The sequence below is a fragment of the Bradyrhizobium liaoningense genome, assembly GCF_018130955.1.
Classification (GTDB): Bacteria; Pseudomonadota; Alphaproteobacteria; order Rhizobiales; family Xanthobacteraceae; genus Bradyrhizobium; species Bradyrhizobium liaoningense_C.
On sequence record NZ_JAFCJM010000028.1, the window covers coordinates 50,045 to 75,752 of the forward strand.

Below are 25,708 nucleotides of genomic sequence, written 5' to 3' on the forward strand. Positions count from 1 at the left end.
GAGCCGGGCCTCGAGTGGTTCAGGCCGCGGCTGAGGGGCTGGCGGCCTGACGGGAAAGGGCGGCGAGACGCCAGCTCGCGCACGGAATCTCCTTCGGCGCGACGGCGATCTGCTTGTCGAAGCGGACGAGCTTCCAGTCGTCCGGATGATTGATGAAGGCGAAGCCGGATTTGCGGGCAAGCGAGATCATGGTCTCGTTGGAGCGCAGCGTGTCTCCGTAGAGATGCTCGGCGCCAAGCGACGCCGCGCGGCATTCGAGATTCCTGAGAAGCGCCGAGCCGATGCCGTGGCCCTGCCAGCGGTCGTCAACCGACAGGCCGAACTCGACGGTGGCCGTCTCGGCGTGGAAGGCGTAGCGAACTTCGCCGACGATGGTCTCGAAACCGTCGACCATCATGGTCGCCACCGCGCTGAAGCGCTCGCGTTCGCCGACCTGGAGGAAATCGTGGAGTAGACTCTTCGGCAGTTCGCTGATCGCGCCGAAGAAGCGGTTGTAGCGCGAGCGGATCGAGAGCGAGCGGAAATAGTGCTGCAGTTCCTCGGTATCGCCCGGCTCGACGAAGCGCACGTTCAGGGGTGCGCCGTGGCGGGTGCGCAAGGCATCGGAGTATTGCTTGAGGTCATCGAGGCGAAGGCTGCTCACGACACGCTCCCGCGGAAAGAAAGGGACCGCCGGCGCCCCTGATCAGGCGGCGCCGGCCCGGCGGCCAATCAGGCCCGCCAGAAGGGTTTGTCGGCTTCGTAGGCAATGTCACTCCAGGAAAGGCCGACGTCCTGGAGATCGCGGGTGGTCCACTGGGAGAGCTCGCGCCGGGTGCGGTAGCGCTCGTGCCAGACGTGAAGGGTCTCGCCGATCTGGTAGAGCAGGCTCTGCGCGTGATGACTTGGCGCATGATGATTTGTCATCGAATGGGTGGTGTACGTAGACATTTTCAGCTCCTCGAGCTAACGTTGGAGCGTAATATCTGCCTGCGCCGAGCCTTCCACAAACGACAATTTGTACCTATTCGCATGAAATAAACTCATGCATATGCTGACAATCCTGCTGCCAAATGACCTCCAGACTACCTTCCCTGAACGGTTTACGGGCCTTTGAGGCCGCCGCCCGCCATTTGAGCTTCACACTGGCCGCGGCCGAGCTGAATGTGACGCAGACGGCGATCAGCCATCAGATCCGCCGGCTCGAGGAGGAGCTCGGCATCCGCCTGTTCGTCCGGCAAAACCGGGCGCTGGCGCTGACCCCCGAGGCACGCGACTACCTGCCGGGCGTGCGCGCCGCCTTCAACGACCTCAGGCTTGCGACCGACCGCCTGCTGCGCAAGGACGACGACAAGGTGCTGACCGTCTCGACGCTGGCCTCGCTCGCCGCAAAATGGCTGCTGCCGCGGCTCAGCGACTTCCAGGAGGCGCATCCCGGCATCGACGTGCGCATCACCACGTCGGCCAGCCTGATCGATTTCCAGCGCGACAATGTCGATGCCGGAATCCGCTACGGGCGCGGGCAATGGCCGGGCGTGCGCGCCGACTGGCTGATGGCGGACGAGCTGTTTCCCGTGTGCAGCCCGGGACTGCTTCGCGGCGACAAGCCGCTGCGCTGCCCGGAAGACCTCAAGGACCATGTGCTGCTGCACACCTCCAACGCCAACAGCGACGACTGGCGGCTGTGGCTGACGGCGGCCGGCCTGCCGACCGACATCGCCCGGCAGCCCGGCATCACCTTCGACATGATCTTCATGACCGTGCAGGCCGCGATCGACGGCATCGGCGTTGCGATGGGGCGCACCGCCTATGTGCAGGACGACATCGCCAAGGGCCGCCTCGTGGTCCCCTTCCGCATCGCGCTGCCGACCGATGCCGGCTTCTACCTGGTCTCGCCCGAGGGCCGCCGCGACGCCCCGAAGCTATCAGCGTTCCGGGAGTGGGTGGTCGCTGCGGCGCAGAATAAGGCCTAGTTCGTCATTCCGGGGCGCCCGAAGGGCGAGCCCGGAATCCATTTCTCCCAGCGTTCACGTGGCACTATGGATTCCGGGCTCGATGCTCTCGGGCCGCGCTTTGCGCGGTCCCGTCGCATCGCCCCGGAATGACGGCGGGGCTACAGCTCCACAATCACGTAGTCGCTCTCGACGGTGACGGGGATCGTCTCCGCGACATACGGCCCCTTCACAACACTCGCACCCGGCTCGACATGGGCCGGATAGGCCTTCACGCGAAAGCGGCGGGGGTCGCAGTAGGACTGGCCGGTGCGGACGTCGAACTCCCAGCCATGCCAGGGGCAGCGGATGATCTCACCGAGTTTTGTGTATTCGATCTCGCCGGGATTTTTGGATTGCGCCAGGCCGATGAGCGGACCCTCGCACAGCGCCGCGCCCTGATGCGGGCAGCGATTGAGCAGGCCGAAATACTCGCCCTTGATGTTGAAGACCGCGATCGGCCTTCCATCAATCTCAAGAAACTTTCGCGTGCCCGGCGGCAGTTCGTCCACCGGGGCAATCACATGCCGCGCCATCAGGAGATGCCGTAGAGCTTCTGCGCGTTGCCGAAATAGAACGCCGCGCGATTGGCTTCGCTGACGCCCGCCGGCAGCACGCGCGACGGCTCGTCATAATCCCAATGCGGATAGTCGGTCGCGAACAACAGCCGGTCCCAGCCGATCCATTTGATGACGTCGAAGAGGTCTTCGCGCCGCTCCGGATCCTCCATCGGCTGCGTGGTCCACCACACCTGCTCGCGGATATATTCGGACGGCGGCCGTCTGACATGCGGCACTTCGCTGCGCAGGCGCTGCCAGGCCTTGTCCAGCCGCCACGCCAGCGACGGCGCCCAGCCAAAGCCGGCCTCGATCATCACCATTTTCAGTTTCGGGAAGCGCTCGAACACGCCTTCGAGCACGAGGCTCGCCAGCGCCGATTGCTGGCACTGCGAATGTCCGACCATCTCCTCGATGTAGTAGGACGGCCAGCCCGACGGCGTGATCGGGTTGCCGCCGAAGCCGAAGGCGTGGACGCCGACGGGCAGCCCCGCCTCTTCCGCAGCCTGATAGATCGGCCAGTAGCGGCGCTGTCCCAGCGGCTCGACGTTGCGGCTCAGCAGCAGCACCTGCACAAAATTCTTGTCGCCGGCGCGCTCGCGGATTTCGGCGGCGGCCGTCATCCCATCCTCATTGCCGACGACGATCGAGGCCTTCAGCCGCTTGTCTTTGGAGGTCCATTTGTCGATCTGCCAGTCGTTGACCGCCGAGCAGAGTGCCGCGGAGAGCTCGTGATTGCGGATACCCTGCCCGGTGTTGAGCGGATTGAGCACCCCTAATTGCACGTTGTTCGGATCGAGAAGCTGCTTCTGCATGAAGGACAGCGAAGAACCCTGCGGGCCGCCTTCCGGCGGATAGGCATCGCGGCGCGATGCGTTGGGCTGGGCTTTTGGATAGGGCGGGCCTTCCATCATGCCCTGATAGGCGTGCACGCCGTAGACTTCGAGATGATGCTGCCAGCGTTTGGCGAGATACGGGTAAAGCTCGGTTCGGGTCGCGCGTGCCGGATGAATGTCGCAGTCCGCAATCGCGGTCTTGGTGGTGAGGGGAGAGGCGGATTCCGTTCGTTCGCGGAACTGGATGTTCATGGCCTTGCCTCCTTGGGAGGGAGTTCTTTCAGGCGGGGGTAGGTCGCGTGCGGATTATCGATCATGATCTTGCGCACGAGATCGGGGGTGAGACCTTCGGGCAGCGCGTCCTGACCGTCGAATTGCCAGTGCGGATAGTCCGTGGAGAATAGGACTAATTCGTCGGACTGCATATGCTCAAACAGCCGATTTAACATTGCGGGTTCCGGCGGAGCATCGACCGGCTGCAACGAGAAGCGGATGTTGCTGCGCACAATCTCCAACGGCGCGCGATCGACCCAGGGCGTCTCCATCCGCACCCCGCGCCAGAACTTGTGCAGCCTCCAGAGATAGGGCGGCAGCCACGTGAAGCCGGATTCCAGCATCACCATTTTCAGGCGTGGATGGCGTGCGAACACGCCCTCCACGATCAAGCTGGTGAGTTGGGTCTGGAACGCCTGCGCTTGGCCGACATAGTCCTCGATATGATAGGACCCCCAGCCCACCGCGGTCGGCGGATTGTGATAGGCGGAACCCGCGTGGACGCCGATCGGCAATTCCAGCCGCTCCGCCGCAGCGTAGATCGGCCACAGCGCACGTTTGCCGAGCGGCGTGTCGCCCATGACAAGCAACAGCACCTGGACGAAGCGCGGGTCCTTTGCGCAGCGCTCGATCTCGGCGACGGCCTTCTCGACGCTTTGGAGGGAAACGACGATTGAGCCGCGCAGCCGCGGATCGCGGTCGAGCCATTCCTTGACAAGCCAGTCGTTCAGCGCGCGGCAGAAGGCATCCGCCATGTCCTCCGAAAACACCATCTGCACGCCGTAGAGCGGGTTGCAGATCGCGCAGGAGAGCTGGAAGAGATCGAGCACGTGGCGTTGCATGTCGCCCAGATGCTCGCCCGGCTTGCCCTGCTCGGGCCGCCAGTCCGGACACGCCGTGATCGGCGACCTCGCGGGATAGGATTGCGAGACCAGATCGACCATCCCGCGCGTCGTCACCTGGTCGCGCCAGTAATCGCTGAGATACGGCAGCAGACTGGTGAGATGCGGCACCGCCGGATGCACGTCGCAATCCACGCCGCCGGCGATCAGGGACGTCATGACGTTTCCTCGTGCAGCGCGTGGTCCGCGCCGCGTGCTGTTGCCATTGAAGCAGGCCGGCGCGCGGCCTGCAACTTGGGCCAGCGCTGCGCTCATATGCTAGGAAGAGGCAGGAAGGTCTTGGACGGAGCAGAGCGGACTATGAAGGAACTCGTTGGGATTGCGGAGCAGGTCGCGGCCAGGCTGATTGCGCGCAAGGAAACCATTGCGGTCGCGGAGTCTTCGTCCGGCGGGTTGATCGCGGCCAGCCTGCTCGCGGTGCCCGGCGCCTCCGCCTATTTCCTCGGCGGCGCCGTGGTCTATACCCGCGATGCCAGGCGTGTGCTGATGGATATTTCGGACGAAGGAATGAAGGGCTTTCGATCCTCATCAGAGCCCTACGCAAAACTGCTCGCCGAACAGATGCGCAGCCGCTTCGGCAGCATCTGGGGCCTGTCGGAAACCGGCGCGGCGGGACCGACCGGCAACCGCTACGGCGACGCCGCAGGCCATAGCTGCATGGCGGTGGCGGGCGGCACCTCCGAAGTGATCACGCTGGAGACCGGCAGCAACGACCGGTTTGCCAACATGCAGGTGTTTGCCAAGACGGCGCTGAAGCTGTTGCTGAGGAATTTGCAGGAGTGACTGGCGCTAGCGGGGGGACGAATGTTCGTGCCTCGCATTTGGCGTCGTCCTGGCGAAACAGGCTGTGCAAAAACTCAAGATTCGGAGAGCTCGATAGAACAGGATGCTCCACGCCCCTGCTTTCAAGCTCTTTACTGACTACTTGGTTCTCTCTTCTGTCGCGCAAGAGAATCAGATTCTACGTCGAAACGAGCGCGCTGAGTTTTTTTACGGCCTGGAAAGCCAGGACGACAGTGGGGAGACGGATCGACTGCCGGCACGACACCGAGATAGCGGCTCCTACTTCTCCAGATGCTTCGTAAAGATCCGCACGACATAGCCCTTGAAGCGCGGGGCCTCGTCGTAAAGGTTTGATGCGATCCGCTCGATGGTTTCGCGCAGTGAGAGGAACTGTGCCTGCCGGGCGCTGGACTCGGTGCCCTTCATACCGGCGAGATCGTCCATCGCGGCATCGCTGATCTGGCAATCCACGGTCTCACCGTCGTTCAGCATGGTGAAGCGGAACGCGAGGCGTTCGACGTCGTGGCCTATGATCTTGTCGCGGGTCAGCGGCATCCCTGGCGTCCCCCATTCGCCAGGACACGACAATGCAGGACTTGATGGCAGAGGATGGGCAAGCCGCCGCTTGCCCGCCAATTCTTTTGCGTCCAGGCGTGACGGACGCGCGCGTTTCCGCCCGGCCGGACCCGCGCGCGGGACTTCAGTACACCAGCACCGTGCCGGTCGGCTTGTCGAGCGCGGCGGCCAGCGACTTGTACTCCTCGCAGCCGGTGCCGCAGATCGCGGCGATCCGGTCCAGATGATACATCGCCTGCTCGCGATTGCCCTGCTCGAGCTGCCACAGGCCGTAATACTGCCAGGTCAGCACGTGGTTCGGATCGGCCTTCAAGGCACGCTCGTACCAGACCTGCGAGAGCTTGTAGTCGCCCAGCTTGCGGTAGGAATAGCCGATGAGATTGGCAACGTTCGGATTGTCGTCGCGGCCAAGCGCCTGCAACTGCACGATTGCGCCCGCATAATCGTTGCGGTCGTAGATGGTGTCATAGGCGGCACGGTAGGCCGCCGCAAAGGCGGGATCGGGATCGCCGATGCTGGACTGGTTGTTGGGCTTCTTGGTCTTCGTGGCCTTGGTCCCGGAGCGCTTCGGATAGGACGGCGTGCTCTGACCGTCATAGGGGCGGGCAAAGGGATCTGTGCCGGGTCCCCCACCACCACCGCCACCACCACCTCCTCCTCCGCCACCGGCCGCCAGGACCGGCGCGATCGAGGGCGCGGCGACGAGAGCCAAGAGAAACATTCCAAGAACCACAAGCCTGATCGTGAGATTGAACATTTGCCTCTCCGGATTCCTGACATGTCCGCCCCGGACGAGGTGATAACCCGGCATCAGCGGGGATATTCCAGGGGGACCTGTGCGCTCACGGAGACGTCAGAAATGGCACGGCAGAGGTGCTGTCGCATCACAGGCGCGAGGCGCCCCGGGATGACGCTTCGGGTCACTTCTCGCGGAATGCCCGCATCAGCTGGTCGTGGAACGGCTTCATCAGGTAGGACAGCATGGTGCGGTCGCCGGTCTGCACGAAGGCTTCCACCGGCATGCCCGGGATCAGCTTGACGTCGCCTAGGCGGGCGACCTCTTCCGCCGGCATCGAGACGCGGATGGTGTAGTAGCTCTGCCCCGTACGCTGTTCGGTGGTGACGTCGGGCGAGACGCGGGTGACGATTCCGTTGAGCTCCGGCGTGGTGCGCTGGTTGAAGGCGGAAAGACGCAACAGCGTCTTCTGTCCGATCTGAAGCTTGTCGATGTCGACCGGGTTGACCTTGGCCTCGACCTGGAGGTCGTCGGCCTGCGGCACGATCAGCATGATGGCATCGCCTGCGGTGACGACGCCGCCGACCGTGTGCACGGTCGATTGCAGCACCATGCCGTCCTGCGGCGCGCGGATGTCGACGCGGCGAAGCTGGTCCTCGGCGGTGACCTTGCGCTCGATCAGTTCGCCGATCTTGTCGTTGGTCTCGCGCAGGTCCTTGGAGACCTCACTGACCACGTCCTTGTCGACCTGGATGATCTGCAGCTCGGTCTCGGTGATCTTGCCCTTCGCCTGGGCGCGCGCGGCGATGTACTGCGCGCGCTCGCCGTTGAGGCGGGCCGAGTCGCGCTCGAGCTGGGTCAGGCGCGAGAGCTGCACCAGGCGCTTGTCGTAGAGCTCACGCACGCCGGTCAGCTCGTTCTGGACCAGCGCGATCTCCTGGTCCTTGGCCTTTTCCTGGGCGCTGAGGCCCGAGATCTCTTCCTTCAACTGCGTGATGCGCTCGTTGAGCTGGGCCTTCTGGCCGGCGCGGCCGTTGACGCGGACGTCGAACAGCTTGCTTTCGCTGTCGAGCAGGATCATCACGTCGGGATCGCTGGCGCGGTCGAGCAGCGCCTGCGGAAATTCGATCCTGGCGACCCCGCGCTGCTCGGCCTGGAGGCGCGCCGCACGCGCCATCGCCGCATCGAGATTCTTGGTGACGATGGCAAGGTTCGCCTTGGTGACGGTGTCGTCGAGCCGCACCACGACGTCACCGGCCTTGACCACGTCGCCGTCGCGGGCGCGCAACTCGCCGACGACGCCGCCGGTCGGGTGCTGCACTTTCTTGACGTTGGATTCGACCACGACCTGGCCGGGCGCGATCAGCGCGCCCGAGATCAGCACGGTCGAGGCCCAGCCGCCGAGCCCGCCGGCCAGCAGGACCACGATCGCAAGGCCGATCATGAGGTGGGATTTGATCGACTGCCGGGCAGTCTTCTTTGCCGCGGGTTTTGCAGCCGGAAGCGCCATCGTGCTCATGGTTTGGCTACTCCGCCTTCGCTGACGATCTTGATCGGTGCGGGGGGCGCGACGCGCGGCTGGAGCACCTGCGACAGCACCTGCTCCTTCGGGCCAAAAGCCTGCATGCGGCCGTCACGCAGCACCAAGATCTGGTCGACGGCCTCGACGCCGATCGGCCGGTGCGCGACGACGACGACGATCGCCCCGCGCTCGCGGGCGGCGCGGATGGCGCGCGTCAGCGCCTCGTCGCCTTCGGTGTCGAGATTGGAGTTGGGCTCGTCGAGCACGATCAGGAACGGATTGCCGTAGAGCGCGCGCGCCAGCGCCACGCGCTGGGCCTGGCCTGCTGACAGCGAGGTGCCCTGCTCGCCGACCTGGGTGTTGTAGCCCTCGCGCATCTTGATGATCATCTCGTGCACGCCGGCTTCTTTCGCGGCGGCGATGATGCCTTCGGAGGTGGCCTCGGGATCAAAACGGCTGATGTTCTGGGCGATGGTGCCGGCGAACAGCTCGACGTCCTGCGGCAGGTAACCGACGTAGCGGCCGAGCACATCGGAGGTCCACTGGTCGAGCGCGGCACCGTCGAGCCGCACCTTGCCGCGCACCGGTTGCCAGACGCCGACGAGTGCGCGGATCAACGACGATTTCCCGGACCCGCTCGGTCCGATGACTCCGAGCGCGCTGCCGGCGTTGAGGGCAAACGTCACCTCCTGCACGATCACGCGCTGATCGCCGGGCGGCACGATGCTGACGGCTTCGACCGACAGCTTGCCGGAGGGAACCTGCAGCTGGGTCTGCATCGCCTGCGGCGGCATCTGATCCAGCAGGCGATTGAGGCGCTGCCAGCTCTGCCGTGCGGCGACGAAGGATTTCCAATGGGCAATCGCCAGATCGACCGGGGCGAGCGCGCGGGCCGAGAGGATCGAGCCCGCGATGATGATGCCGGCGGTCGCCTCCTGGTGGATGACGAGATAGGCGCCGACCGCCAGCACCGCCGATTGCAGCATCATGCGCAGCACTTTTGCGACCGCGCCGAGGCCGCCGGCGACGTCGCTCGCGTGCTGATTGCCTTCGAGATATTTTTCGTTGGTCTCGCTCCAGCGCGCATTGAGTCGGCCGGCCATGCCCATGGCGACCAGCACTTCGGCGTTGCGGCGGCTGGACGCCGCGAGGTCGTTGCGGCGCGCGGCAAGCGTCATTGCCTCGCGCGCCGGCTGGCGCGACATGAATTCGGTGACGAGGGTGAGGCCGACCAGGATGATGGCGCCGACCAGCGCGGTGACGCCGATCAGCCAATGGAAGGCGAAGCAGATGGCGAGATAGAGCGGCAGCCAGGGCAGATCGAAGAACGCGCTCGGTCCCATGCCGCCGAGGAAGGAGCGGACATTGTCGAGGTCGCGCAACGGCTGGAGACCCTCGTTGCGGCCGCCGACCAGGAGCGGCAGGCGCACGACGGTGTCGAACACCCGCTTGTTGAGGGCCTCGTCGAGCGCGGTGCCGATGCGACCGAGGATACGGCCGCGGATCAGATCGAGCACGCCCTGCGCCATGTAGAGGCCGCCGGCGAGGATGATGAGGCCGACCAGCGTCGGGATGCTGCGGCTCGGCAGCACCCGGTCGTAGACCTCGAGCATGAAGATCGAGCCGGTCAGATAGAGCACGTTGATCATGCAGCTCATCAGCCCAACGCCGACGAACGCGCCGCGGCAGGCCCGCAAGGCGTCACCGAGTTCGGAACGGCGCACGCCGGGAACCGCTGCCATCAGAATGATCTCTTTCCGATCTGATCGTCCGAAGGGGCCAGGGGAACAAAAACCCCTGATTTCACAAGCAATTCTAGGGGTACTCGACCCAGATTAATACCGAGTTTTCGGTCTATCGTCCAACGCCGTGCAATTAACCTTGAGGCCTGTCGGCGAAGCTCTCGCGCAGTCGCAGCTGCGCGCAAGTGGCGAATTTCACAAGTCGTGGGCCTGCCGCAGTGAATTTCTCAAGCACTGCGGCGGGCCCATCATCGATCGAGGCGCGCTAGAACCGTCCGCGGCCGCGTAACAGCCGCACCACCAGCAAGAGGATGATCGCACCGATCGCCGAATAGATGATCTCGGACACGAGCCCGGTTCCGATCCGGATCCCGAGCTTCGGAAACAGAAAGCTCGCCACCAGCGCGCCGCCGATGCCGACCAGGATATCGCCGATGATGCCGAAGCCCGTCCCGCGCACGATCTTGCCCGCGAGCCAGCCGGCCACCAGGCCGACGAACAGGATGACGAGCAAGCCTTCGTTGGAAATGTACATAAGTTAGGTCCCTCTCCATGAACGGCCGCATGGAACGGGAACTGGGATGAACGGGGTGTGAATACCGTTCAACTCTCCCTGCTTGCCTCGCTCGGGGCAAAAAACCTCGAAAACAACCCCATGCAAAGTAGAACTGGTTGGACCCCGGATGCACGCGGTGGAGCGCGAGAGGGAGGGGGGTGCCACGAACTCAGACCTCGCCCGGGGCTACCCCCTCCCCGACCCTGCCCGCAAGGGACCCACAACGGGGAGGGAGCGCGGCCTGTGCGTGGCCTGAAGTCTCGACGAGCTTTGTCATGACGGCAGCTTCGGCACCTTTTCGTGATAATCGGTCGTGCGCTGGAACGCGGCGCCGATGGTGAGCAGCGTCGCTTCATCAAAGGAGCGGCCGATGAGCTGCATGCCGATCGGCAGGCCGGCGCTGCTGAAGCCGGACGGCACGGTAAGCGACGGCAGGCCGAGATAGTTGATGGGACGCGTGAACAGCGTCAGCCGCTGCAACATTGCGCCGGCGTTCGGGCCGGCGCCGACGTCACTTTCCACAATGGTCGGCGCCGGCAAAGGAGAGGCCGGCGCGAGCACCGCATCGACGCCAGACGTTGCCGCATTGTGCGCGGCAAGCGCGGGCCCGCGCCAGCGCATCGCTTCGAGATAGGTGACGGCGGGGACGGCGAGCCCATTCTGCAGCCGCATCAAGACCTGGTCGCCATAATCCTGCGGGCGCTCGATCAGCCAGCGCTTGTGGAAGGCGGCCGCCTCGACCGCCAGCACGAGTTGGCAAGCGGCCGACAATTGCCGCTGATCGGGCAGCTCGACCTTGACGATGTCGGCGCCCTCGCGCTTGAGCACCGCGATGGTCTCGTCGAGCACGCGCGCGACCTCCGTATCGAGATCGTCGACGTAATAGGACGCAGGCACGCCGATCTTCAGGCCCTTTAGCGAGCCCTTGGTCGCTGCAACGTAATCGGCGACCGGCTCATGGCTCGCGGTGGCGTCTTCCGGATCGGGACCGGCCATCAGCGCCAGCAGCAGCGCGCAATCTTCCGCCGTGCGCGCCAGCGGACCGACGGTGTCGAGCGATTGCGACAGCGGCATCGCGCCGGCACGGCTGACGCGGCCGACGGTGGTCTTCAGGCCTGTGACGCCGCAGAAATGCGCGGGCATGCGGATCGAGCCGCCGGTGTCGGAGCCGAGCGCAGCATAGGTTAACCGCGCCGCGACCGCGGAGCCCGAGCCCGACGACGAGCCGCCGGTGATGTGTGCGACGTTCCAGGGATTGCGCACGGGGCCGTAATGGCTGTTGTGGCCGGTCGGGCCATAGGCGAACTCGGCGAGATGCAGCGTGCCGAGGCGGATTTGGCCGGCATCCTTTAGCCGCTGCAAGGCGGTGGACGTCGTCGTCGCAACGAAATCACGGCGGATCAGCGAGCCGCAGGTCGTGACGTGGCCGGCGTCGTAATACATGTCCTTGTGGGCGAGCGGCACGCCATGCAGGGGCCCGAGGACCTCGCCCCTGGCGAGCGCGGCGTCGGCGCTATCTGCCGCCTTCAGCGCGGCCTCTGATTCGATCGACATGAAGGCGTTGAGATGCGGCTGCCATTGCGCGATGCGCTGCAGCAGCGCGTGCGTCACCTCATGGGAAGAGACCTGCTTCATCGCGATCGCACGCGCGACCTCGGTGAGCGTCATCAAGGCCGGTTCGCCACTCATTTCGCCACCTTCGCGGTCTGCGCGAGCACGAACAGCGACGGCTCGAGATCGAACGGCAGCGTGCCGGCGATTGCCGCAAAGCCCTCGAAAGCCGGCCCGATGGAATTGGAGATGCGAGTCGCGGTCTCCTCGTCCACGGAAATGCCGGCGATCTCGGCGGTTGCCTTGATCGCTTTGGGCGTCGGTCGTGTCATGCTGCTCCCTCCTGCGGCGCGGCTATGGCCTGATCCCGGGATTGCCATGTAGCACGCAGCGCCGTCCCGAGTCTCACAACCGCCCCATCTCAGACATATTCGGCAAGCCTAGCGCCGCACTGTCGTCGCATTCCATCGATCATGTGCACTGCATGCCTGCAGGCTTACGCCCGGCAGGCATTGTTATGTGTCGTCCAACTTCATGGGGAACTGCCGTGATCAAGTTCGTTATTGCCGCCGGTGCTACGCTTGCCGTGGTGACTGCCGCCAGCGCCGCCGACCTGCCGCGCCGCCAGCCTGCACCTGTCTATTCGGAAGCGCCCGTCGTCGGCAAGATGCCGATCGGCAAGTCCCCGGTCGGAAAAGCCCCCATCGGCAAGGCGCCCGGCCCGGTCGTCTCGCGCTACTAAGCGCACGCGCGCGTCGTTGAACTTGGTGGGGGGTGAGCGTGGCGCGTTCTCTTCAGAGATTGGGATTGTCGCTGCTTGCGGGCGTCACGCTCGCGGCCTCGCTTCCAGGCGTGAGTTCATCGGCGTCCGCACACGAACGGCACAAGCGCATCGCTGACGCGAATGCGCTTGTGTCCAGTGAGGCGCCATCGTCGTCCGCGCGGCGGCAGGTGTCCACCAAGGGGCCCTACTACGTCGATTTCCGGGCCAGGACCGCGGCGAGCTGGGGCCATGCCTTCGTCTGGTACGGCAAGACCAGCGAACGCGCTGTCGAGGTCGCGGGTCTCACGCCGGTCGGAGATACCTTTACCTATGTGCTCGGGCACCTGACATTTGTGCCGTCCGAGACCGGCGCGAGTTATGGCGATCTCGATCCGGAATATCTGACCGCGAGCTACCGCGTATACCTCACCGAGGCGGACGCAAAACGGGTGTTCGCCTATATCAAGGAGTTGCAGGCCAATTCGCCGGTGTGGAATGCCGAAACGGCCAACTGCACGTCGTTCATCGGCAGCATCGCGAGCTTCATGGGATTGAAGACGCCGGTCCGCTGGCTGAGGCCTGAGAACTACGTCAACAGCCTCAAGGAAATGAACGGCGGCCGCCAGATGGTGCGGCTGTCGGCGGAGTAGCGGCGCGCCGTAGTCCCGCAAAATTGTAGGGTGGGCAAAGGCGCGCAGCGCCGTGCCCACCATGCATCCTCGTCCTCGGCTGAAATGGTGGGCACGCTACGCTTTGCCCACCCTAGGGTCGCTACTTCGTCAACAGCGCGAACGCGCCGGTCCAGTCGTCGGGCGGCGGATTTTCCTTGAAGGCGTTGATCCGCGACTCGTAGAGCTTGAACAGCTTTTCCAGCGCGTCGGCGTCCTCGCTCCTGCGGCCGCGCTCGATCGCATCAAGCGCGCCCTGCCAGTCGCGGCTGCGGTAGCAGGCGAGCATCTCGATGGTGATGTTGCGCAGGCGCTGGAACGCGGCCGAGTGCATGACATCCTCGCGACCGGCGACGGCGTAGATGACCTCCGGCTCGGTCTTGCCCTTGACCATGATGAAGTCGAGCTCGAGGATCGCGAATTTTTCCCTGGCGGCAAGCGCGGTCTTGGAGCCGACGATGATCGGAAAACCGTACTCCTTCGTCTGCCCCTCCAGGCGCGAGGCCAGGTTGACGCTGTCGCCGAGCACGGAATAGTTGAACTTGAGGTCCGACCCCATGTTGCCGACGACGCCGACACCGGTGTTGAGGCCGATGCCGATATTGAGCGGAATGTAGACGCGGCCGCCCTCGGCGGCCTCCTCCTCGCGCTCCTTGTTCACCTCGTCGATCTTCTCCAGCATGTCGATCGCCGCCTCGCAGGCGTTGATCTCGTGCTGCTTGTCGTCGATCGGCGCGTTCCAGAACGCCATGATGGCGTCGCCCATATATTTGTCGACGTAACCCTTCCGCTCGATGATCACGTTGGTCAGCGGCGTCAGGAAGCGGTTCATCAGCGCAGTCAGCCCTTGCGGGTCGTGCTTGTAGGTCTCCGAGATCGTGGTGAAGCCGCGCACATCGGAGAACATGATCGTCATCTCGCGTTCCTCGCCGCCGAGCACGACCTTTTCCGGCGACTGCGCCATCTGCTCGACCAGAACGGGCGACAAGTATTGCGCGAAATGGCCGCGGATCTGCTTGCGCTGTTGCTGCTCGCGCACGAAGCTCGCGAAGATCAGCGTCAGGTAGATCGCCGTGGTCGACATCATCGGATAGGTAGGGTCGATCAGCAGCCGATAGCGCCAGTAATAGTACCAGGAGAAGCCGAGCAGCACCGAGGCAAAGAGGGCGCCGACACCGACCAGCGTCACCGGACCGAAACGCGGGGCGAAGACGATCACCAGGATGCCCATGATGATGGCGGCGAAGAATTCGAGGGCGATACCGTAATTCGGTTGCGCGATCATCGCGCCGGTCAACGCGCTTTCCAGCACCTGGGCATGGACCTCGACACCGGGCATGGCGCGCTCGACCGGCGTGGTCTTGATGTCGTTCATCCCGACCGCCGATGTGCCGATCAGCACCAGCTTGCGCGAAAACATGTCTGCCGACGCGCGTCCTTCGATCACGTCGACTGCCGAGACATAGATCGAGGGATCCTGGTGAGCGAAGTGCACCCAGAGCTGACCGTTCTTGTCGGTCGGGATCTGAAAGCCTTTGACACCGACGCTCTGGATGCCGCCCTTGTCCGCCTTGATGAAGATGGTGTCGGTGCCGGTGATCACGCGCAGCATCTCGAAGGTCAGCGACGGCATGATGATGCCCTGGGCCTGCATGACGACAGGCACGCGCCGCACGATGCCGTCGCGCTCGGGCACGATGGTGAACAGGCCACGACCGGAGGCGGCCGCCTCGATCACGGGAACGTTGCGCAACAAGCCCGGAAAATTGAACAGGAAGGGGTGCGGATCCTCGCCGAGCGTCGCGAGGCCCGTCTGCGGAAGCTTCTTGTCGAGCTCCGCGTTGAGCAGCGGCACGCCTGACTCGCCCAGCACCACGCGCGACTGCTTGATCGCCTGCGCGAAGACCTGGTCGTTGCTGGGCAGGGCCTTCAGCTTTTCGCGTGTCGCCTCGTCGAGGCTGCGAAAGGTGTCGGCAGCGACATCCGGATTGAGCCGGTCAGGCTCAGAGAACACCACGTCGAAGCCGATCGCGGCCGCACCCATCCGTGTCAGGTTGGCGATGAGATCGGCGACCTTGGTCCGTGACCACGGCCACTGCCCCAGCGCCTTCAGGCTCTTCTCGTCGATATCGACGATGGTGACGGGCCTTAGCTTCTTTTCGCGGTGGTCGAAGGCCTGGTAGTGATCGAAGGTGCGGACGCGAAGCTCCTCGAGCCAGGCGGGATCGTAGATGCGCAAGGCGGCGAAGCCTATGAGCAGCACAAGGCAGACCAGCCGCGCGTAACCGAACTTCCGCGCGAACCACCGCCGCCATATCCTCAGCCGCTTCATACCTGTTGGACTTCCCGCAACCTGCTTTGGTTCGATCTTGGATCGTCGCCGCGCAAATGGCTATGGCTTTGGAACCGGACGGGATGGATTTTTTGCCGCGGTCGGGCCGTGGTCCGGGCTCAGGCGACGTGAATGATGAAGTCGTTGGCGTGGAGATCGGTCGAGGTCACGCCCTTCAGTAGAATCTTGTCCTGATCGTCGACCGTCAGCAACGTGTCGGAGCCCTGCTGCGCCGCGACCACCTGCGTCCATGAGGTGATGCTGGTGAACTGCCGCAGGTCGATCTTGTCCTCGCCGGCCACGAAATCATTGATGGTGTGCTCGACCGGATCCTGCGACGAGGTCGCCGAGAACACGAACTGGTCCTTGGCAGCACCGCCGATCAGCGTGTCGCTGCTCTCTGTCGCGAAGATGACGTCCTTGCCACCGGTGCCTTCCAGAGTGATGCCGCCCTGGCTGTCGGCGCCCTCGACGAAGATGAAGTGGACCGTGTCGAAGTGACCCGCGGAATCGGTGACCGTCAGCGTGATCTGGTCGGTATCCGGCGCCGACAGGCCGGGATCGTAGGTGACGCCGTTCTCGAAGCCCAGATTGATCTCGCTGAGCAGGCCGGACTCCGACGACAGATAGACGCTGCTGCCGGGCGCATGGGCGGTCGTCGCGGTGACCGTGAAAGTGTCCGTCGACGCACCGGGATCGGTGTCGGTGACCACCAGATTGGTGATGACGTCGACGGGGGGGATGCTCTCCCTGACGTGCTCAACAAGGAAGCTCTCGGTGTCGATGACCGGCCAGCCGGCCGGGGCCGTCACATCGGTGCCGATCGTGGCGACGGTATCAGATGCCGGCGTGGTGCCGCCGGTACCCGTGCTGGCGAGGTCGATCACGGCCGGCGACGGGCCCGTGACGGCGCCGGTATAGGTGTCGTCGAGGGCGTGAACGCCGAGCGTGCCCGGGGTGCCGGTGAACCCGTCCGCCGCCACGAAGCGGATCAGCGTGTCGGGACTGAGCACCAGCGCGTGCTGGTCGTCGACCGATCCGATGTCGATCCACTGGCTGGTGCCGGCGACTTCGTACTGCCAGACGCCTTCGGACGCCGTCGCAGCGTCGGCGGTGATCGCGATAGCCTTCAGGCTTGCGCCGGAATCGGCATCGTGGAACCTGCCCGCGAAGAGATCGCTGATGGTGCTGCCGGCCGGATCGCTCTCGTTGCCGGCGACGGAGGTAAGCGTCGCGGAATCGAGCGTCGGCGCGTCGTTGGTGCCGGTGATCTCGATGGTGACGACCTGCTCGCCGGTCCCCGTCGAAGTGTGGCCGTCGCTCGGCACGATCGTATATTGCAGCGACAGCGTCTGGCCTTTGGCGAGGAAATCGAAGGCCTCGCCGTTGGAGCTGAAATCCCAGCTGAACTGCGCGTGCGTGCCGGTCCCATCGAGGACGTCGCCCGACGGCAGGGTCAGATAGGTCGCGAGCGTGTCGTGCGCGATGCCGCCGACCGTATCGGTCTGCAGCACGCCGTCGAGATAGACGTCGAGATGGCCGAGCGACACGGAGACGTGGTCGGTGACATCGGCGTCCGACAGGGTCAGCGTGCCCTGCGCCGTCTGTTCGCCATTGGTCTCCGGCTGGGTCGCGCCGGTGCTGTCACCGCTCTCGGCGGTGATGACGGGCGCATCGTTCTTGCCGGTGATGGTGACGGTGACCTCTGCGGTGTCGGTGCCGCCCTGGTGGTCGTCGAGCGTGATGGTGGAGACCAGCGTCACGGTCTGGTCTTCGCCGAGGAAGTCGAGCGCAGCGTCGGCGATCGAATAGGTCCAGCCGATCGCGCCGTTGTTGGTGTTGCCGCTCTGCTGCAGCGTCAGCGCCTGCTCGATGGCACTGATCTGACCGGAGGTGAGCGATGCGGTGAGATCGGTGGTGTGGTCGGCAGCGGTCCAGGTCACGGCGTTGTCCGTGACGGACGCGGTCGGCCGGTCGGTCAGGTCGACATCGGTGAAATGGATGGTGCCGGTCGCCGCCGGCGCGGGATCGGTGGTTGAGGAGCCCGTGTTATTCTCGAGCTCGGCAAAGCTCGTGCTTTGCGAGGTCTCGGCGGCGGTGAAGACCGGCGTGTCGTCCGCGGCATTGAGCGTGATCAGCGTATGGCCGCTGCCGTCGTCGCTGCCGGCAAAATGCGCGTTGCTGTAGTCGCCGGACAGTTTTAGCGTGATGCTGTCGCCGTAGGCGTCACTGACGGTGAGCTCGCCGGTCAGTGCGTCGTAGGTCGCCGTGGTGCCGATGTCGTACTTGATCGTCGTGAGGTCGATCTTGTCAGTCGACGACAGGCCCGCGATCGTGCCGTCAAAGGTCGCGGTGTCGATCTCGAGCTCGGCGTTGCCGCCGGAGAAGGTGACGGTCTGCGTCACCGACCCCTCGAGCTTGAGCATCGCATCGGCGTCGATGGAGACGGAGCCCGTGCCCGACAGCGAGCCGAACAGCGTCAGTGTCCCGCTGTTGACCTCGATCGTGCCGGTGTTGGTGATGGTGCCCGTGATCGACGTCGTGCCCCAACTATCGATCGCGTTGGAGTTGGTGATCGCAAAGGTCAGGCCATCCGCGCTCGAGATCGCGGCGCCGTCGAGCAGGTCGATCGTGCCGGCATTGTCGATCGTCGACAAGGTGCCGAACACGCTGGCGCCCGACACCGTCCAGGTGCCGCCAGCCTCGTTGTTGAAGGTTGCTGATGCAACCGAGATGTTGCCGTTGATCTCGCCGCTGTTGTTGATGGTGATGGCACCGCCGGTCTCGAGGATCGCCACCGTCGTCGACGTCACCGCCCCGGCGCCGTCGGGGCCGATGGTACCGGAATTGTCGATCAGGGCCGTGCCGGTCGCGTTCTCCTGGATGGAGATCGCGGCCTCGCCGTCGGCGCCAACGACCGAGCCCGTATTGGTGATGTGGGTCGAGCCGGTTGCGCCCGCGCCATCCTGGGTGACATGGATGCCGGCGCCGGTGGTACCGGTAACAGTGCCGTTGTTGGTGATGGTGACATCGCCGTCGCCATTGGCCAGCACGTCGAGACCGACCGCACCGGTGACGCAGGCGCCGATCGTCGCGGTGATATCGCCCGCACCGCTCGCACCATGATGCAGCACGATGCCGTCGCCGGACAGGCCCGTGACGTCACCGCCCGTGGTCAGCGAAATATCGCCGACGCCGTTCTGAGTGACGACGATGCCGTTGGTCGCGCCCGTCAGCGTGCCCGTCGGCGTCAGCACGATGTTGGCTGCATTGCCGGCCGTGCCGCCCGACGCCGTGACGTCGAGCGCGTCGCCCTTCGTGCTCGTGATGTTGCCGTCGCCGGTGACGGTGAAGGTGCCACCGGTCGACGACTGGCCGGCAATGGTGCCGGTGAAGCCCGTGCCCTTATCAAGCTGAAGCGTATCGGCGCCGCCCGCGAAGGTGACGGTCTGGGCGTCGGCGCCGCCGAGCGCGAGTGTCGCGCCGTCGTCGATGATCAGCGCGCCGGCGCCGGTCAGGCCGCCCGCCAGGTCGAGCGTGCCACCCTGGACCTCGATGGTCCCGGTGTTGGTGACGGCAGCGGTGATCGTGTTGGTGCCGGACACGCCGTAGAGATTGCCGGCATTGCTCAGGGTGCCGCCGTTGATCGAGACGTCGGTCAGCTTGAGCGCCGAGGTCGCGTCGGTCGAGATCGTTCCGCCTGCGTTGGTGACCGTGACATTGGTCAGTTTCAGCGTGCCGCTGTTGATCGCCTGCAGCGTCGCGGTGTTGACGATGAGGTCACCGATGATGTCGAGCGTGCCGCCATCGGCCTGGATCACATTCTGGTTGGTGATCGTGTGCACGATGGGCGGATCGATCGTCAGCGTGCCGCTGGTGACGGTGATGGTGCCGGTATTGGTGATATCGGCGTCGTTGATGGCGCTGGTGCCGGTCGATTCCAGCGTGCCCGCGATCGTCAGCGTGCCGCCGGCGATGGTCGCGCCGGCGAGGTCGAGGGTCGAGCCCGATTCGACCGAGACGGCGCCGCCGGTGTTGGTCACCGTCGTAGAGACCAGCTTCAGCGTCGAGTCGTTGATCGCGGCCAGCGTGCCGGTGTTGGTGACCGCCTCGCCGGAGATGTCGAGCTCACCGCCATTGGCCCGCAGCGTGCCGCTGTTGGCAATAGCAACCGACGTCGTCGCCGACAACGTCAGGAGGCCGGCGATGGCTTCGATCACCGAATTGTTGGTGATGGCGGTGTTGGTGGCCGAGCTCGTGCCGGACGATTTCAGCGTGCCGGATACGCTCAAGGCGCCGCCGGTGATGCTCGTGTTGGTCACATTCAGCGTCTTCGACGCGTCGACCTTGACCGTGCCGTTGTCGGTGATCGTGCTGTTGCTGACCGTCGTGTTGTTCAGCGTCAGCGTCTTGGTCGCGTCGACCGTAATGCCGCCGCCGCTGACCGAGGCGCCGTTGACGGCGCTGTTGCCGGTGACGTGGATGCCGCCGTTGTCGGTGACCGTTCCGCCGGTCACCGTGGTGCCGTTCAGGACCAGCGCGCCGGCCGCGGCGATCGTGATCGTGCCACCGGCATTGTTGACCGTTTCATTGTCGAATTCAGCGGTGCCGTTGACGTCCACCGCACCGGAATTGCCCAGCGTTCCGTTCTTGACGAAGCTGGTGCCGTCGAGCTCCAGCGTGCCCGCGACCGTGACCGCGCCGCCGTCGATGGTCCCGCTGTCGAGCAGCAGCGTCGCACCGCTGTCGACCTCGAAGGTGCCGCCGGTGTTGGTGACGGTGCCGAGCAGGTTGAGCGTGCCGCCGGAGAGGTCCAGCGTGCCGAAATTGGTGATCGTGGTCTGGCTGCCGAAATCGCCGCCGGCCGCTAGCGTCAGGCTGCCGGCATTGGTCAGCACGCTGGTGTCGAGGATCTCGGCCCTGCCGCCCACCGTGATGGTGCCCGTCGCGGTGTTGGTCAGGATCGAATCGGCGCTGAGATTGAGCGTTTCAGCAATCGTCAGCGTGCTCTGGTTGATCACTTCCGGCGGCGGGCCGCCGAAATCGTTCATGGTCAGCGATTTCGCAAACGCCGGAGCGTCGATCGTGACCGGATAGGAGGGCGTCAGGCCGTGCAACTGGTCGGTGATGACGATGACGTCGTCGTCGATCGTCGGCACGGTGCCGGTTTCCCAGTTCGCCCCGTCCTTCCAGAAGCCGCCGGGAGGCGAGCCCGCCTGCGCTGTCGCGATCCAGACCACCGCCGGGCTGTCGGTGCCCGTGATGGTGACGGTGATGGTCTGCGTCGAGGTCGCGCCTTGCGAATCCGTCAGCGTGACCGTGTAGGTCAGCGTCAGGACCTCGTCCTCCGGAATGAAGTCGGCGAGATAGACCGGAAGATCGGCCAGCGACCAGTTGATGATGCCGGTGCCGCTGCCGGTGCTGTCATGGCTGTTGGCGATTGAGACCGACAGCGCGTTCTGGAACAGCGCGAGCGGAGCCGGAGGCACGGTGCCGCCGGGCAGGCTGGCGTTGGTCAGCTTGACCGAGACCGTGTGCGTGTCGGTGAGATCGACATCGGTGAAGGTCAGGGTGCCCGAAGTCGGAACACTGCTGGTCAGCGGGCCGCCGGGAACGCTGGTGCCGCCGGCAAAGGTGATGGTCGGCACGCTGGTCGCGATCACCGGCTTGTCGTTGGTGCCTGATATCGTGATGGTGATCGGGATGAAGGTGGTTTCGGGGTTGAGGCTGAAATTGTTGTTGACGCTGACCATGTAGGTCAGCGTCAGCACCTCGCCGGCGGCGAGGAAGTCGAAGGCGTTGTCGGGGACGCTGTAGGTCCACTGCACCGAGCCGTTGTTGGCGTTGTCGGCCGCGGGAACGACGATGATCTTGACTTCGGTGGCGGCGACGTCGGCCTTCTGCAGGCTCGACAGCCCGGCCGTGACGTCCTGGTGGCTTGCGTTCTGATAGGTGACGGACTTGAAGTCGATCTGCACCGTCGGCCTGTCGCCGAGATTGACGTCGACGAAATTGACCCGGCCGCCAACGCTGTCCGGACCGGTGTCACCAGTCTTGTTGGACAGTTCGGCCAGCGTGAAGGCCACCCATGGCTGGCCATTGCTGTCGATCACGACGGCGTTCGGCGGGCCGGGAATGCGCTCGGCTGTCGTCCTGGAGTCCTGCGTCGTCCCGTTATTCCCGGTGTTGACCGTGTTGACGTAGGTCGCCAACACCTCGACACCTGCCACCGTCTTGAACAGCACGCTGTGCCCGTCCGGCGTGAGCGTGTCGGTGAAGTTCGTGGTCAGCTTGGTATTGTTGTTGGTGTTGTCCGTGAATTTCAGCGTGAACACGTCGGTGATCAGCTTCTGCACGTCCGGCGACAACAGCGCGTTGGAGATGGTGACGTTGCCGCCGCTGATCTGGATCATCTGCCCCGCCTGGTTGACGGTGGCGATCGGAAGCAGCGTGATCTTGTCGAACAGGATGTAGGAGCCGGTGGTGCCGTCCGGTTCGACCAGCACCTGGAAGCTCACCTTCGGCTCCGGTTGCGGCTGCGGATTGTCGATCGTCGCCACCGGGACGAAGAACTCGAGCTGCGACAGCACCGCGGTGCCGCGGATGCCCATGGTCGCGACCGGGGTGTCGATCTTCATGTCGCCGTGCTTGGCGGTCTCGCCGGCGACGAAGGTGATGGTGCCGGCAACCAGGCTGAGCAACGAGGAGTTGTTCGACCCGTTGGGGTCGTAGACCATCTCGTTCAGCACCATCCGCGCATTGGAGGACAGGCCGAACACCGTGCCGTCGATGAAGGTGATGCCGAGCGTCGAATCCGAGCCGGTCGAGACGACGTCGCCCTTCTCGACGTTGTCGCCATTGTTCAGGATGATCGAGACGCCGTTGCGGATGGCGGTCGCACCGCCGGTCAGCTTGGTGACGTGACCGATGACTTGCGCGGTGCCGGCGCCGGGGGCGGCCTGGGCATATTGGACGTGACCGGTGAGCGCATCGACGAGGTCGCCGGTGAGATGGGCGCCGTCGGGCGAGGCGATGGCGGCGCGCTTCTCGCCCTTGAAATAATCGTGAACGACGAATTCCTGGCCGTCATGGGACAGGACCAGGTCGACGCCGGCGCGCTTGAAGTCGCCATGGAAGATCAGGTTGGGATCGGGAACGACGAAGGCGCCCGCCGGGACTTTGCCGTGGCCGGTGACGGTAAAGGATTCGACATGGTGATGGGCTGGGGAACGAGAACCCTGGCCATCCAAGGAAAGCGCGGCGTCAAATTTGCCAGCGTAATTCAACGGGGCACCGTAAAAGGTTAATTTTTAAGTAAGTATCAATGGCCTAAGCTTGCATATCATTAGCAAGTCATTAGTGAAACCATCTATTGTTGGAAAGAATTGGCGCGGCAGGGAGCTCCAGCCGCGGCGCCAGTCGAATTATCGAAGGGAAAAAGATGTATTTCCCCGAATAGTTCGAGGTCGAATTCCGCTCATCCCGGCGCATTTCCAATAGTCCTAAGTATAATGACCTTCGTATTCACCAGCGAATACTCGTGTCATCTGTCCTACATAGTGCCCTGCAACATACTGCGACGAATACGGAGCTATAACTGTGACCTAGCTAACAGAACCGGCGAAATTGCCGGTCGTTAGCCATACGGCGCAGAACCGGCGCCGGTCGCAACCTGAGCTCGCAATTGCTTCCATTTCGCGGCGGCCGGCTCCCACCTAGCCGCTGATTCGTAAAATTTTACGCAAACTGGCGAGGCCGGTTTCAGCCTGTTCCGCGGTTTTGGCGCCCCAGCCGGGCACGTTAAGCGGACCAAAACGGCCCTCCCCGCACTATCTCCGCACAGAAACAAAGCCGGCACGCTTGGATCGAGGGGGATCCGACGATGCCGGACAGGGGATGTCAGATGGAGTCCGTTGCCAATTCGCGCGCCTGGCGCGCAGTTCTTGTCCTGTGCGCCTTGATCCTCGCCGGCTCGGCCGCCGAGCTGCGCGCCGGCACCTTGCTGTCGCCGGGGCCCGCCGCCCTGGTGCGCAAATCCGGCGAGCCGTTCGGCCTGTTCGCCTTTGCCATCTCGCATGGCGGACTCAGGCAGAAATGGTTCGGCATGCAGCAGAAGCTCGACGACGAGATGGTGCAGCTCGCGCTGTGCGACGGCGACCGCGAAAACTGCGTGTCGCCCGCAGCACTGAAGCTGCTCGCCATCGTCGATCAGGCCCGGACTCGCGAAGGCCGCGCGCGGCTCGGCGAGACCAACCGCGCCATCAACCTCGCGATCCGGCCGGCCAGCGACGGCGCCGACGACGTCTGGAGCCCGCCGCTTGCGACCTTCGCCCGCGGCACCGGCGACTGCGAGGATTATGCGATCGCCAAGCTGGCCGCGCTGCGCCTGGCTGGCGTCGCCGCCGAAGATTTGCGGATCGTGGTCGTGCGCGACACGCAGGCTGGCGAAGAGCATGCGGTCGCCGCAGCAAAGCTCGACGGTCACTGGCTGATGCTGGACAACCGGTGGATGGCGATGGTCGAGGACGCGAACGCCCGGACCTACCGCCCGCTGTTCGTGCTCCATCAGGCCGCCGTCATGAAATATGTCGACGAGCCGGTGATCGCCTCGCAGCCGGACAACGCCCGCACCTCGCTGGTCGTTGCCAACGAGGCGCCGTAAGGCCTACTTCGCGAACGGCCATTCGTAGCCGCTAACGGCATAAACCCATTCCTTCGCGCCACCCGGGACGCTAGCATGGCCACAACCATGCCGGGGGCGAATGGAATGCGGTTGATCGTGCTGTTGGGGCTTGCGCTGCTGGCCGCGCCGGCATTCGCCCAATCAGGCAATTCCAACCGCTCCATCGCCGACAAGCTGCCGCTCTACGCCAAGAACAATTGCGACCGGCAGCGCGATCCCGCCGGCCAGCTCTTTTGCGGCGATCCGGAGCTTGCGGCCGCCGCCGAGAAGCTCGGCGCGGCGATCCAGGAACGGCTGGCCCGCCTGTCCGATCCCCTGCCCGCGATCCAGGAGAACGCGATCTGGCTGCGGCAACGCAACCTCGGTTGCGGCATTTTTGGCGGCACCGACACGGTCACCTATGACGAAGTCGATGCCGTCAAGGCGTGCCTGCTGAAGGTCACCCTCGAGCGCGCTGCGATCCTGCGCGATCCCAATTTCGATTGCCTGGCGGCGAGCACGGCGGCCGGCGCGCTGATCTGCAGCGACCCGTCGCTGGCGCTCGCCGAGACGGAGCTGAACGACACGGTCCACGACCTGATCGCAAAACTCAATCCGACCGAAGCGCGCTTTGCCTTCGCCGAATACGGCCGCTGGACGCGGGAGCGCGATCGCCAATGCAATCTGGTCGGCAAGGACAACGTGCCGCTCGCGGAGCTGGCGTCGTCAGAACCTTGCCTGCAGGATTACCTCACCCGCAAGACCGCCGAGATCTCAGCCGCCAAGGGCGATCCGAAAAAGGTGTTCGGCCGGCAGATCGCAGCCCGTCTGCCCAACACAGACGCCGTCGATTTCTGCGTCGCCCGGATTCACGCGGCCAATTCGTGCGGCAACTTTGTCCGCATCAACCGCGTGTTCGAGATCGACACCGAAGTGGCGGGCCAGGAGGCGCTGGTGACGGCCGAGGTCGAGATGGTTGCGCTCTCGCCGTTCACCGGCTGCAGCAGCATCGCAACCACCTGCACCGGCACCTGCTGGGACCTCAGGACGGGCAGCGCCCAAGAAGCATCAGTCGCCAAGGAGCGTTTTTCCAGGGACAGTTTCAACGTGACGCGCAGGCTCAGGATCCAGAAGGCCTTTGCCTTCCAGAAAGCGTCCGACGGCTGGCGTTGCAAGGAGGATGGGCTCGCGCCAGTGGATTTCGGCGTCACTGCGGGGAGCCAGTAGGTGCTTCCTTCTCCCCTTGTGGGAGAAGGTGGCGCGAAGCCACCCTCTCCCA

At 64.6% G+C, this 25,708-nt stretch carries 20 protein-coding genes; 6 read left to right on the forward strand and 14 right to left on the reverse strand.

What is annotated here, in order from left to right; all coding sequences use genetic code 11:
* Positions 1-19: 19 nt before the first annotated feature.
* Positions 20-643, reverse strand: a complete 624-nt coding sequence (locus JQ632_RS22555; RefSeq protein ID WP_212404774.1) for a GNAT family N-acetyltransferase — start codon at positions 641-643, stop codon at positions 20-22.
* A 68-nt stretch (positions 644-711) separates the two neighbouring features.
* Entirely contained in the window at positions 712-930 is a 219-nt protein-coding gene (locus JQ632_RS22560) for a DUF1127 domain-containing protein (protein WP_212404775.1), read from the reverse strand.
* A 122-nt stretch (positions 931-1,052) separates the two neighbouring features.
* Between JQ632_RS22560 and JQ632_RS22565 the strand changes: the two genes are divergently transcribed.
* On the forward strand, positions 1,053-1,952 hold the full coding sequence (locus JQ632_RS22565; RefSeq protein ID WP_212404776.1) for a transcriptional regulator GcvA: 900 nt from the start codon (positions 1,053-1,055) through the stop codon (positions 1,950-1,952).
* Positions 1,953-2,092: 140 nt separating this feature from the next.
* Here the strand turns inward: JQ632_RS22565 and JQ632_RS22570 are convergent, their stop codons facing one another.
* Genes JQ632_RS22570 through JQ632_RS22580 form a run of 3 tightly spaced genes read right to left on the reverse strand, consistent with a single transcriptional unit; the run spans position 2,093 to position 4,697 of the window.
* Positions 2,093-2,506, reverse strand: a complete 414-nt coding sequence (locus tag JQ632_RS22570) for a Rieske (2Fe-2S) protein (protein WP_212404777.1) — start codon at positions 2,504-2,506, stop codon at positions 2,093-2,095.
* Positions 2,506-3,615 carry an amidohydrolase family protein gene (locus JQ632_RS22575; RefSeq protein ID WP_212404778.1) on the reverse strand — a complete coding sequence of 370 codons (1,110 nt, stop codon included), beginning with the start codon at positions 3,613-3,615 and terminating at the stop codon, positions 2,506-2,508. Before JQ632_RS22575 ends, JQ632_RS22570 begins: the two co-directional genes overlap by 1 nt.
* Positions 3,612-4,697: an amidohydrolase family protein gene (locus tag JQ632_RS22580; protein ID WP_212404779.1), complete on the reverse strand. Its 1,086-nt coding sequence runs from the start codon at positions 4,695-4,697 to the stop codon at positions 3,612-3,614. Before JQ632_RS22580 ends, JQ632_RS22575 begins: the two co-directional genes overlap by 4 nt.
* A 141-nt stretch (positions 4,698-4,838) precedes the next feature.
* On the opposite strand from JQ632_RS22580, the gene JQ632_RS22585 reads away from it, so the two are divergent.
* Complete coding sequence (locus tag JQ632_RS22585) at positions 4,839-5,321, forward strand: CinA family protein (RefSeq protein WP_212404780.1); 483 nt, start codon at positions 4,839-4,841, stop codon at positions 5,319-5,321.
* Positions 5,322-5,600: 279 nt separating this feature from the next.
* Here JQ632_RS22585 and JQ632_RS22590 read toward each other — a convergent pair whose 3' ends face one another.
* From JQ632_RS22590 to JQ632_RS22620, 7 genes are all read right to left on the reverse strand, one after another.
* Positions 5,601-5,876 (reverse strand): DUF1488 family protein, encoded by a 276-nt coding sequence (locus JQ632_RS22590; RefSeq protein WP_212404781.1) that lies wholly within the window; start codon positions 5,874-5,876, stop codon positions 5,601-5,603.
* A gap of 145 nt (positions 5,877-6,021) precedes the next feature.
* A complete protein-coding gene (locus JQ632_RS22595; RefSeq protein ID WP_212404782.1) occupies positions 6,022-6,654 on the reverse strand; it encodes a M48 family metallopeptidase in 633 nt (210 codons plus the stop codon).
* 163 nt (positions 6,655-6,817) lie between these two features.
* Positions 6,818-8,152 carry an HlyD family type I secretion periplasmic adaptor subunit gene (locus JQ632_RS22600; RefSeq protein WP_212404783.1) on the reverse strand — a complete coding sequence of 445 codons (1,335 nt, stop codon included), beginning with the start codon at positions 8,150-8,152 and terminating at the stop codon, positions 6,818-6,820.
* Positions 8,149-9,897: a type I secretion system permease/ATPase gene (locus tag JQ632_RS22605; protein ID WP_212404784.1), complete on the reverse strand. Its 1,749-nt coding sequence runs from the start codon at positions 9,895-9,897 to the stop codon at positions 8,149-8,151. The genes JQ632_RS22600 and JQ632_RS22605 overlap by 4 nt, the downstream gene beginning before the upstream one ends.
* Before the next feature lie 265 nt (positions 9,898-10,162).
* Positions 10,163-10,432, reverse strand: coding sequence for a GlsB/YeaQ/YmgE family stress response membrane protein (locus JQ632_RS22610; RefSeq protein WP_212404785.1), 270 nt, complete (start codon positions 10,430-10,432; stop codon positions 10,163-10,165).
* Positions 10,433-10,726: 294 nt separating this feature from the next.
* Positions 10,727-12,142, reverse strand: a complete 1,416-nt coding sequence (locus JQ632_RS22615) for an amidase (RefSeq protein WP_212404786.1) — start codon at positions 12,140-12,142, stop codon at positions 10,727-10,729.
* Entirely contained in the window at positions 12,139-12,336 is a 198-nt protein-coding gene (locus JQ632_RS22620; RefSeq protein ID WP_212404787.1) for a hypothetical protein, read from the reverse strand. Before JQ632_RS22620 ends, JQ632_RS22615 begins: the two co-directional genes overlap by 4 nt.
* Before the next feature lie 215 nt (positions 12,337-12,551).
* Between JQ632_RS22620 and JQ632_RS22625 the strand changes: the two genes are divergently transcribed.
* Positions 12,552-12,746 (forward strand): hypothetical protein, encoded by a 195-nt coding sequence (locus JQ632_RS22625; protein ID WP_212404788.1) that lies wholly within the window; start codon positions 12,552-12,554, stop codon positions 12,744-12,746.
* A gap of 38 nt (positions 12,747-12,784) precedes the next feature.
* Complete coding sequence (locus JQ632_RS22630; protein ID WP_312015652.1) at positions 12,785-13,417, forward strand: hypothetical protein; 633 nt, start codon at positions 12,785-12,787, stop codon at positions 13,415-13,417.
* A gap of 121 nt (positions 13,418-13,538) precedes the next feature.
* Here the strand turns inward: JQ632_RS22630 and JQ632_RS22635 are convergent, their stop codons facing one another.
* Positions 13,539-15,767, reverse strand: coding sequence for a CHASE2 domain-containing protein (locus tag JQ632_RS22635; RefSeq protein ID WP_212404789.1), 2,229 nt, complete (start codon positions 15,765-15,767; stop codon positions 13,539-13,541).
* Between the two features lie 119 nt (positions 15,768-15,886).
* Positions 15,887-23,053, reverse strand: coding sequence for a VCBS domain-containing protein (locus JQ632_RS22640; RefSeq protein ID WP_212404790.1), 7,167 nt, complete (start codon positions 23,051-23,053; stop codon positions 15,887-15,889).
* A 617-nt stretch (positions 23,054-23,670) separates the two neighbouring features.
* Here JQ632_RS22640 and JQ632_RS22645 point away from each other — a divergent pair.
* On the forward strand, positions 23,671-24,429 hold the full coding sequence (locus tag JQ632_RS22645) for a transglutaminase-like cysteine peptidase (protein WP_212404791.1): 759 nt from the start codon (positions 23,671-23,673) through the stop codon (positions 24,427-24,429).
* 105 nt (positions 24,430-24,534) lie between these two features.
* On the forward strand, positions 24,535-25,656 hold the full coding sequence (locus JQ632_RS22650; RefSeq protein WP_212404814.1) for a lysozyme inhibitor LprI family protein: 1,122 nt from the start codon (positions 24,535-24,537) through the stop codon (positions 25,654-25,656).
* Positions 25,657-25,708: the final 52 nt, after the last annotated feature.

What these genes read in the sequence shown, in the direction of transcription:
- JQ632_RS22645 (WP_212404791.1), top strand. Translation starts at nt 23,671, where the DNA reads ATGGAGTCCGTTGCCAATTCGCGCGCCTGGCGCGCAGTTCTTGTCCTG.
- JQ632_RS22585 (WP_212404780.1), top strand. Translation starts at nt 4,839, where the DNA reads ATGAAGGAACTCGTTGGGATTGCGGAGCAGGTCGCGGCCAGGCTGATT.
- JQ632_RS22580 (WP_212404779.1), bottom strand. Translation starts at nt 4,697, where the DNA reads ATGACGTCCCTGATCGCCGGCGGCGTGGATTGCGACGTGCATCCGGCG.
- JQ632_RS22620 (WP_212404787.1), bottom strand. Translation starts at nt 12,336, where the DNA reads ATGACACGACCGACGCCCAAAGCGATCAAGGCAACCGCCGAGATCGCC.
- JQ632_RS22615 (WP_212404786.1), bottom strand. Translation starts at nt 12,142, where the DNA reads ATGAGTGGCGAACCGGCCTTGATGACGCTCACCGAGGTCGCGCGTGCG.
- JQ632_RS22570 (WP_212404777.1), bottom strand. Translation starts at nt 2,506, where the DNA reads ATGGCGCGGCATGTGATTGCCCCGGTGGACGAACTGCCGCCGGGCACG.
- JQ632_RS22600 (WP_212404783.1), bottom strand. Translation starts at nt 8,152, where the DNA reads ATGAGCACGATGGCGCTTCCGGCTGCAAAACCCGCGGCAAAGAAGACT.
- JQ632_RS22635 (WP_212404789.1), bottom strand. Translation starts at nt 15,767, where the DNA reads ATGAAGCGGCTGAGGATATGGCGGCGGTGGTTCGCGCGGAAGTTCGGT.
- JQ632_RS22610 (WP_212404785.1), bottom strand. Translation starts at nt 10,432, where the DNA reads ATGTACATTTCCAACGAAGGCTTGCTCGTCATCCTGTTCGTCGGCCTG.
- JQ632_RS22650 (WP_212404814.1), top strand. Translation starts at nt 24,535, where the DNA reads ATGCGGTTGATCGTGCTGTTGGGGCTTGCGCTGCTGGCCGCGCCGGCA.
- JQ632_RS22560 (WP_212404775.1), bottom strand. Translation starts at nt 930, where the DNA reads ATGTCTACGTACACCACCCATTCGATGACAAATCATCATGCGCCAAGT.
- JQ632_RS22590 (WP_212404781.1), bottom strand. Translation starts at nt 5,876, where the DNA reads ATGCCGCTGACCCGCGACAAGATCATAGGCCACGACGTCGAACGCCTC.
- JQ632_RS22575 (WP_212404778.1), bottom strand. Translation starts at nt 3,615, where the DNA reads ATGAACATCCAGTTCCGCGAACGAACGGAATCCGCCTCTCCCCTCACC.
- JQ632_RS22565 (WP_212404776.1), top strand. Translation starts at nt 1,053, where the DNA reads ATGACCTCCAGACTACCTTCCCTGAACGGTTTACGGGCCTTTGAGGCC.
- JQ632_RS22605 (WP_212404784.1), bottom strand. Translation starts at nt 9,897, where the DNA reads ATGGCAGCGGTTCCCGGCGTGCGCCGTTCCGAACTCGGTGACGCCTTG.
- JQ632_RS22595 (WP_212404782.1), bottom strand. Translation starts at nt 6,654, where the DNA reads ATGTTCAATCTCACGATCAGGCTTGTGGTTCTTGGAATGTTTCTCTTG.